Source organism: Polyangium sp. 15x6, from assembly GCF_029960785.1.
Lineage (GTDB): Bacteria > Myxococcota_A > Polyangia > Polyangiales > Polyangiaceae > Polyangium.
In genome coordinates, this window is record NZ_JASBQE010000084.1 from 46010 (window position 1) to 54275 (window position 8266).

8 protein-coding genes are annotated in these 8266 nt (G+C 69.6%); 4 read left to right on the forward strand and 4 right to left on the reverse strand.

Annotated elements, in window-relative coordinates; translation table 11 throughout:
* The first annotated feature begins 4 nt into the window (after positions 1-4).
* Positions 5-1009, forward strand: coding sequence for an oxygenase MpaB family protein (locus QHF83_RS39890; protein ID WP_282423323.1), 1005 nt, complete (start codon positions 5-7; stop codon positions 1007-1009).
* Here the strand turns inward: QHF83_RS39890 and QHF83_RS39895 are convergent.
* Positions 1006-3189: a bifunctional alpha,alpha-trehalose-phosphate synthase (UDP-forming)/trehalose-phosphatase gene (locus tag QHF83_RS39895; RefSeq protein WP_282423324.1), complete on the reverse strand. Its 2184-nt coding sequence runs from the start codon at positions 3187-3189 to the stop codon at positions 1006-1008. The genes QHF83_RS39890 and QHF83_RS39895 overlap by 4 nt on opposite strands.
* 337 nt (positions 3190-3526) lie before the next feature.
* Between QHF83_RS39895 and QHF83_RS39900 the strand changes: the two genes are divergently transcribed.
* On the forward strand, positions 3527-4075 hold the full coding sequence (locus tag QHF83_RS39900; protein ID WP_282423325.1) for a dihydrofolate reductase family protein: 549 nt from the start codon (positions 3527-3529) through the stop codon (positions 4073-4075).
* Positions 4076-4144: 69 nt separating this feature from the next.
* Here the strand turns inward: QHF83_RS39900 and QHF83_RS39905 are convergent, their stop codons facing one another.
* Both QHF83_RS39905 and QHF83_RS39910 read right to left on the reverse strand, forming a co-directional pair.
* Positions 4145-5566: an MATE family efflux transporter gene (locus tag QHF83_RS39905; RefSeq protein ID WP_282423326.1), complete on the reverse strand. Its 1422-nt coding sequence runs from the start codon at positions 5564-5566 to the stop codon at positions 4145-4147.
* A gap of 59 nt (positions 5567-5625) precedes the next feature.
* Complete coding sequence (locus tag QHF83_RS39910; protein ID WP_282423327.1) at positions 5626-6102, reverse strand: host attachment protein; 477 nt, start codon at positions 6100-6102, stop codon at positions 5626-5628.
* Between the two features lie 153 nt (positions 6103-6255).
* Between QHF83_RS39910 and yhbY the strand changes: the two genes are divergently transcribed.
* Entirely contained in the window at positions 6256-6558 is a 303-nt protein-coding gene (gene yhbY, locus QHF83_RS39915) for a ribosome assembly RNA-binding protein YhbY (protein WP_281327517.1), read from the forward strand.
* A gap of 13 nt (positions 6559-6571) precedes the next feature.
* Here yhbY and QHF83_RS39920 read toward each other — a convergent pair whose 3' ends face one another.
* A complete protein-coding gene (locus QHF83_RS39920; protein ID WP_282423328.1) occupies positions 6572-6814 on the reverse strand; it encodes a hypothetical protein in 243 nt (80 codons plus the stop codon).
* Between the two features lie 104 nt (positions 6815-6918).
* Here QHF83_RS39920 and QHF83_RS39925 point away from each other — a divergent pair.
* Positions 6919-8266: serine/threonine-protein kinase (locus QHF83_RS39925; protein WP_282423329.1), on the forward strand; the 1348-nt coding region annotated here is incomplete at its 3' end.

An 8266-nucleotide genomic window follows, 5' to 3' on the forward strand; every position in this document is an offset into this window, starting at 1 on the left:
TAGAATGGATCCAGACATCGCCCCGCTTTCCACGAAGACTTCCGAGCAGGACAAACAGCGGAAGGAGCGTTGCCTCGCGTACGTGCGTGAGCATGCGGTGGGCCCGGTGGAGGGGCTCTTCGCGCAGGAAGGGATGGTGCGGCGAATCTGGCGGGAATGGGCGATGCTGGCCGCCATTCCGCCGGCGGTCGTCCTGGAGGTGCTCCTGCCCGAGGTGGCCGAGGGCGTGGGGCGGTTCAGCGATTATCAAACGAAGCTGATGGCGCGGACGCGGCGGACGGTGTACGCGACACATGCGCTGGTCTTCGGGGATGTTTCGATGTCGCTCGAGGTGGGGGCGCGGATCTTCCAGCTTCACGAGCGCGTCCGCGGGAGGATCTCCGCGCGTTCGAGCGAGGGAAGGGCGGGGCAGCGATATCGCGCGAACGATCCGGCCGCCATGCAATGGGTCTTCGCGACGCTCGTGCAGGGGGCGCTCACCACGTACGAGGCGGCCGTCGAGCCGCTCGATAGTGGTGAGCGGGCGCAATTTTACGAGGAGTCGAAGCGCTGGGGCGCCGCGGTGGGTTTGCTCCCGGAGCAATTGCCGCCGGATTTCGAGAGTTTCGAGCGGTATTTCGAGGGGATGGTGGAGGGACAGCTGGAACTCGGCGACATGGCGCGCGACATCCTGCGGGTGCTGTTCGGGCCGCCGTACATGCGCGGGGCCGCGAGGCTCTGCGCGGGGCTCTTGCCGGAGCGGTGGCGGAGCGCGGTGGGTTTGCCCTGGGACGCGGAGGCAAAACGCGCATACGAGCTCGCCCTCGGCGCGCTGCGCGCGGCGAGGCATTTGCCGCCGGCGTTGAGGTATGTCCCTGCATGGCATCAGGCGGCGGCGCGGATCGATGCGGCGCGGGGGGAGGAGATATCGAGGACGACGCGGTTTGTCCGGGCGCTCGACACGCGCGAGCTGATTCCCGGCGGGCTCGCCCCGCCCGAGCGGGTGATGCGGAAATGCCCGCGGGGTTAACCCGCGGCGATGGCCTGGAGGAAGGCGCGGGCGGCCATGGGCCCGGACAAACGGTAGGAAGCGCGGCTCGGGCGAGGGCCGACATGCATGGCGACATGCGGAGCGGGGAGCGCGGCGAACATTTCCTCGTCGACGAGGTCGTCGCCGAGCGCGACGAGGCGGGCGCCGGGGGGGGCGCCTTCGAGCAGCGAGGCGACGAGCGCGCCGTTCCCCGCGCCCATGGGGCGGATTTCGACGGTCTTGTCGCCGGGGAGGATCTCGACGGGCGTGTTCTTGAGCAGATCGCCGAGGTGGAGTCGTAGCTCCTTGGCCTGGAGCACGCCGAACTCGGGGTCGGCCATGCGATAATGGAAGGTGAGGGAGGCGCTCTTTTCTTCGAGCAATGCGCCCGGCGTGCGGGCGACGAACTGACGGAGCAAGGGCAGGAATTTCGCGCTCCACTCGGAGGGGATGTTCTTGCGGGCGCGCCATTCCCGCGCCGAGGCGTCGCGCGTCCAGAAGCTGTGCTCGGCCGCGAGCGCGATGGGCAGGTCGCCGAGCCAGCGTTCGAGGGCGTCGCGCGAGCGGCCGCTGACGACGTTTACGCGCGTGCCCGGGCGGCGCGCGAGGGCCGTGAGCAGGTGCCGGAGGTCCGGGTCGGGCGCGGCTTCGTCGGGAGCGCGCGCGAATCGGACGAGCGTGCCGTCGTAATCAAGGAGCAAGGTGAGGTGCGGCGCTTGGCGGAGCTCGGCCGTGAGGACTTCGAGGGCCGCGGACGTGGTCGCGCCGAGGGCGCGTCCGCTCGACGCATCGGATTGCTCTTCGAGCGTGGAAAGGAAGCTCTGCGCCCAGCCGTGGACGTCGTGCTCGAGGACGTGCTGCCGGAGGTTTTGCATGCGCTGGCGCCGCTCGTTTTCGGGCATGCCGAGGGCCCGCTTGAGGGTGGCCGCGACTTCGCCGATGTCGTACGGATTGACGAGCAAGGCGTCGGCGAGCTCGGAGGCGGCGCCGGCGAACTCGCTGAGGACGAGCACGCCATCCTCGTCGGTGCGGGACGCGACGAACTCCTTGGCGACGAGGTTCATGCCGTCGCGCAAGGGCGTGACGAGCATGACGTCGGCGGCGCGATAAAGCGAGGCGAGCTGGCGCTCGTTGAAGGAGCGATACATGGAGTGAATGGGCACCGAATGCACCGTGGCATAGGCGCCGTTGATGCGGCCCACGAGCTCGTCGACCCGGCTGCGGAATCCCTGATAGGCCTCGACGTTCGTGCGCGAAGGGACGGTGACCTGGACGAGGCGGACCTTGCCGCGCAAGGAGGGCTCGCGTTCGAGGAGGCGCTCGAGGGCGAGGAGGCGGCGCGGGATGCCTTTCGTGTAATCGAGGCGGTCGATGCCGAGCAGGATGCGCTGGCCCGGCTGGCGGAAGGCCTGCGCCTCGGCGGCGACCTCGGGCGAGCCGGCGAGGGCGGAGAGCGCGGCGGCGTCGATGCCCATGGGAAAGGCGCCGAGCCGGACCTCGCGGCCCTCGGTGAAGACGCGATCGACGTTGGCTTCGAGGCCGTTCACGAGGAGGAGCGCGGACGCGAAATGGCGCAGGTACGAGAGCGTGTGAAACCCGATGAGGTCGGCGCCGAGCAGGCCTTCGAGGATCTGCGTGCGCCAGGGGAGGATGCGGAAGACCTCCGAGGAGGGAAAGGGGATGTGGAGGAAAAAGCCGATCCGCGCGTTCGGGATTCTCTTTCGCAGGAGGCCGGGGACGAGCATGAGCTGATAGTCGTGGACCCAGACGAGGTCGCCTTCGCGGTGGTGGGCGGCGACGAGGTCGGCGAATCGCTCGTTCACGCGGCGGTAGCTCTCCCAGTCGCGCTCGCCGCCGAGGGGGACGCGATCGAGCATGTAATGGAAGAGGGGCCAGAGGACGCCATTGGAGAATCCCTCGTAAAACCTGGAGACCTCGCCCGAGGAGAGGTGGAGCGGGATGTAGCGGAGCTCTTCGAGGCGCGCTTCGAGGGCGGCGCGTTGCTCGGGCTGGAGGCGCGAGACGTCGCCCGGATAGCCGAGCCAGAGGCCTCCGGAGCGCTCGTGAGGCCCCTTCATGCCTGTCGCGAGGCCTCCCGCGCTGCGAGTGACGAGGACCTCGCCATGCTCGACCTTCACGGTGACGGGCAGGCGGTTCGAGACGAGGAGCAGGCGGGCCATCCGAGGAGAGTTGCACCGACGGAAAGATTTGTCTACGAACAATTTGACGACAAAACATTGCTGGCCTCGACGAACCACACGGGGAGATAAAGAATTTTCTTGCAAGGCCCGCGGGTGGTGGGTAAGGTGGCCGCGACGCTGACGAAGCGTCGTCTATGATCTCCACGCACTGAGTACGAAGCCCCGCCATTGCGACACCGCTGCTCCTCCCTATCCGTCCATCGTGGATGAGATGGGTGGAAGTCGAGCGCCGGTCGTCTGCTCGTGGCGGATTCGAAACCGTGGTGCTGCCTGCTCGGACGCCGGTGGGTTGGCCGGCGTGTGTCTGGAGATCGGTATGAGAAAACTCGTGTATCACGTCGCCACGACGGTGGACGGCTTCATTGCGCGCGAAGACCATTCGTTCGATTTTTTCGTGATGAATGGGGACCACGCCGCTGATTACCTCGCGGCCCTCGCCGGGTACGGCGTGGTGTTGATGGGCCGGCGCACGTACGAGCTCGGGCTGAAAGTCGGGGTCACCGATCCCTATCCGACGATGGAGACGTACGTCTTTTCGCGGACCCTGAAGGAGAGCCCGAATCCGCGCGTGAAGGTCATCGCGGAGGACGCCGTGGGCGTCATTCGCAAGCTGAAGGCCGAGGAAGGAAAGCCCATTTATCTATGCGGCGGCGGGGAGCTCGCGGCTTTGCTCCTCACCGAGGGGCTCGTCGACGAGGTGCTGCTGAAGCTGAATCCGGTGCTGCTCGGTGCGGGCATTCCGCTGGTTTCACGGCTGCCCACGCATGTGAACCTCACGCTTCTGTCGACGAAGGTGTACCGCAATGGCGTGTTGCTGCTGCAGTACGCGGTCGGTCCGTCGGCGCAAGCGGCCGGGAGCGCATGACCGCGCTTCGGCGCGAGCTCGCGTGAAGGGGGCGGGGGACCAGCGCCCCCGTCCCCGCAACGGCGTGGATCAGACGCGCTTCATCTGCGCCGGCGTGAGTCGCGCGAACCGGATGACGAGCGCCGTCGCGACCGCGAAGAGCGCCGCCGTGAGCCCCCACCAGATCCCGACCGCGCCCATCCGGACGGCGAACCCGAGCAGGAGCGCGAGCGGGATGCCGAACGCGTAATACCCGACCACGTTCGCATTCCGCGCCGACGTCGTGTCCCCCGCGCCCCGGAGCGCGCCCGCCGCGACCGCCTGCGCGCCGTCGGCGAGCTGGAAGATCGCCGCGATGCGGATGAGCGGGATCGCGGCCTCGATGACGTCGGGTTTGTCCGAGAGGATCCGCGCGCAGAACGCAGGAGCCGCGGCGAAGAGGAGGGCGGAGAGGGCCATCACGCCGGAGGTCGCGACGATGCCGACGAGGCCGACGTGGCGAGCCCCCGTGGGATCACCACGGCCAACGGCGCGGCCGACGAGGACCGAGGTCGCGTTCGACATGCCGAGCGCGATGGTGAACGAGAGGCTCGCGAGGGAGAGCGCGACCTGATGGCCCGCGGCCGCCTGGGGGCCAATCCAGCCAGCGAAGATGCCCGCGATCGAGAAGGCGCCGACCTCCGCGAGCAAGTGCGTGCCGATGGGCCAGCCGACGCGGACGATGGAGCGCGTGGTCTCGCGCTCGACGCGGAGCTCCTCGGCGCGGACCGCGCCCTCGCGCCGGACGATCTCGCGGAACACGACGCCGAACGAGACGACCGAAGCGAGGCTCGACGCGAGGCCCGAGCCGAGGACGCCGAGCGACGGCAAGCCGATACGCGGGAGGCCGACGGCGACGAGGCCCTCGTCGCCATAGATGAGGAGAATGTTGCCGATGATGTTCGTGACGTTCGCCCAGACGGCCGACCACACGAGCGCGCGCGTGTGCCCGCGGGCCTGGAGGTAGACGCGGCACGCCGTGACCAAAAGGAAAGGCACGACGTTGGGGAGGCGGCCGAGGAGGAAGTGCAGGACGTCGCGGGACGTCGCGGCGTCGATGCCCGCGCGGCCGACGAGCAGGCCCGCGAGGACGATGACCGCCATGCACGGGACCGACAGAAGGAAGCCGAGGCGCGCGGCCTGGCCGAGGACGGCACGGGCACGGCGGCGATCGCCCGCGCCCTCGGCCTGGGACACGAGCGGATCCATGCCCAGGATGAGGCCCATGAAGAGCACGGTGATCGAGAAGAAGATGCCGTTGCCGATGCCGACGGCGGCGAGCGGCGTGGCGCCGAGGCGGCCGACCATGGCGGTGTCGACGAACCCGAGGAGCTGATTGGCGACGAAGCTCAGCGTGATGGGTCCGCCGAGGGCGGCGATCATGCGGAGCTCCGCACGGAGGGTCCGCGGCCCATCGCTCGACGTCTCGTCCACGATGCGCGAAGCACTCAGATTCGGGGCCACGTCACTCATGGAGGGGCCCGGTATACCCTGGCCCGCGCGGCCGCGCCCGCCGATTCCGTGCCTGGATCTCAGGCGGCAATACGTTCGGCGATCGTACGCACGTCGAGCTGCGTGTAATCCTTCTCGTGGGAGGCGATGACGGCCTCGGCGACGTGGTTCGTGTGCGCCGCGAGGGTGCCGCGCAGGAGGCCGAGGAACTTGGGCGGCGCGGCGAGGACGAGCTCGTGGAAGGCGTGCGCGTCGTAGAGCGAGGCGATCCGGTCGGCGAGGCTACGCGCGAATTTCTGGGCCTCGACGTCCTTCGGGTCGGTGGCGTACTCCTTGGCGCTGCGACCTGCGACCTGGCCGCCGCCGGTGAAGGCACGGCCGGGTTTGTCCGCCATGAGGTCGCGGGCCATGGCGCGGCTCTCGGGGTGCTCGAACTCCTCGACGAGCTCGAGCGCGGCGTTCGCCTCGGCGCTGCGCTTGAACAGGCGAGCTCGGCTCGCATCGGCGATGAGGACGAACGTGATACGTTCCGTTTCTTGCACGCGTTCCTCTTGCACGCGTCCCTCCTCCTCGCGCCTCGTCGGCGCGGACGCGCGGAACATGGAGGGGGCAGGTGCATCCGGCAATGGAGTGCGGGCGCGCTTGACGTGGAGGGGCCGGGGGACTAGGCCGGCCGTCCCTCGACCGCGTCGGCCGAGAAAGAGGACCGCATGAGTCTGACAGGAAAGCAGCGCCGCCACCTGCGCGCGCTCGGCCATCACCTGGATCCCGTGGTCCAGCTCGGCAAGAACGGGCTGACCGACGGCATCGTCTCCGCCGTGAATGACGCCCTCGAGCAGCACGAGCTCGTCAAGGTGCGCGTGGGGACCGAGTGCCCCGACGAGCGCGGCGACCTCGCCGAGAAGATCCCGCCGGCCGTGCGCGCCGAGCTCGTCCAGGTGCTCGGCCGGACGATCCTGCTCTACCGGCGTCACCCGAAGGAGCCGAAGATCACGCTCCCGAAGGCCGGCTGAGCACGGCCGGTCGTCAGGGCTTGCCGCGGGTATTTTCCTGCGGAGCGGCCAGGCGGGCGAGGATGCGCTGCAGCTCCTCGACGCTCATGTCGATGTACTCGACGACGCGGCCGTAGAGCATCGCCGTGGGGACGTTGCGGCCCCGGCGTTCTTCCTGCGTCTGGTGGAGGACCCAGAGCACGATGCGCTCCTTGCGGGTCAAGCCATCTCGCACGTCGGGGAGGTTGTCGTAGGGGCCGGGCTGGTAGCGCTTCATGGTGGGGAGCGCGGGCGTCTCTCGCCCGGACGCACGCTCCTACCCCTCCCGCCGAGGGCATGCAAGAATGGGCGCGCGATCCGGTTCGCCGACAACGACGAGTCATGCGCTCCGCCAACGACATCCATCCCGGCGCCCTGATCGGCGGTAAGTACCGCGTTCGCGCCATCCTCGGGCGTAAACATGGCCTCACGATGGACGCGTTCCACACCGCGTTCGACCAGCGGGCCATCATCAAGCTGCTCCTGCCTCACCAGGCCGACGCGCGCGAGATCGAGCGCTTCCGCCGCGAGGCGCGCGCCCTCTCGAGGATCGCCTCCGAGCACGTCGCCCGCATCATCGACGTCGGCAACGAGGCCGACGGGACGTTCTACCTCGTCCGGCAGTACCTCGAAGGCACCGACCTCGAGCGCTACGTCCGCAAGACCGGCCCGCTGCCGCTGCACGACGCGATCCTGTTCGTGCTGCAAGCCTGCGAGGCCGTGGCCGAGGCGCACGCGAACAGCATCGTCGTGCGAGACCTCGAGCCGTCGCACCTCTTCGTGACGCAACGGACCGGCGGCGCGCCGATGATCAAGATCACGGACTTCGGTACGGCGAAGCTGCTCGGCGGCGCGCAGGACGCGACGGGCGAGATCACGGGGACCGCGATGTTCGGCCTGACGCCGTACGCGTCGCCGGAGCTCGTGCGCAAGGCGAAGGACGTCGACGCGCGCACGGACGTGTGGTCGCTCGGGACGATCCTCTACGAGATGCTCGCAGGTCGTCCGCCGTTCCAGGGCGAAGCCGCGTACCTGATGCTGCAGATCACGCGCGAGGAGCCGATGCGCGTGTCGCAGCTGCGCGGCGACGTGCCTGCGGAGCTCGACACGGTGCTCGGCTGGGCGCTCGCGAAGGACGTGGAGGCGCGCTTCCGGAGCGTGCACGCGTTCGCGCATGCGCTCTTGCCGTTCTCGCCGCCCGAGGGCCGGCTGCTCGTCGATCGGATCGGGCAGATCGCGCAGGCCGCGCGCGAGCGAAAGACGACCGGCTCGGTGCCGCCGCCCGCGCCGCCGCCCTCGGCCCCGGCCTCCGCGCCCGCGTGGCTCCCCGCGCCGAACCCGCCGCCGATGGCCGGGGGCGTCGTGCCGGCCGCCTTCGCGCACCTGCCCGCCGACGACGACGCCGAGACGGGCGTGCACCCGGGCTCGGGGAGCCAAGAGCCGCCGGTGATGCAACGGTACATGGCGACGGCGCTACAGGCTTCGTCCCCGCAGCCGCAGATGGACGAGCCGATGACGGAGGTGTTCTCCGGGCCCGTCATCCCTCCACCGGCTCCGTCCGCGCCCGCCGCCGCGCCTGCGCCCGCGGCTGCGCCTGCTGCTGCTCCTGCTCCCGCGCCCGCCGCCGCGCCTGCTGCTGCTCCTGCGCCCGCGGCTGTCGCCGCGCCCGCGCCCGCTGCTGCTGCGCCCG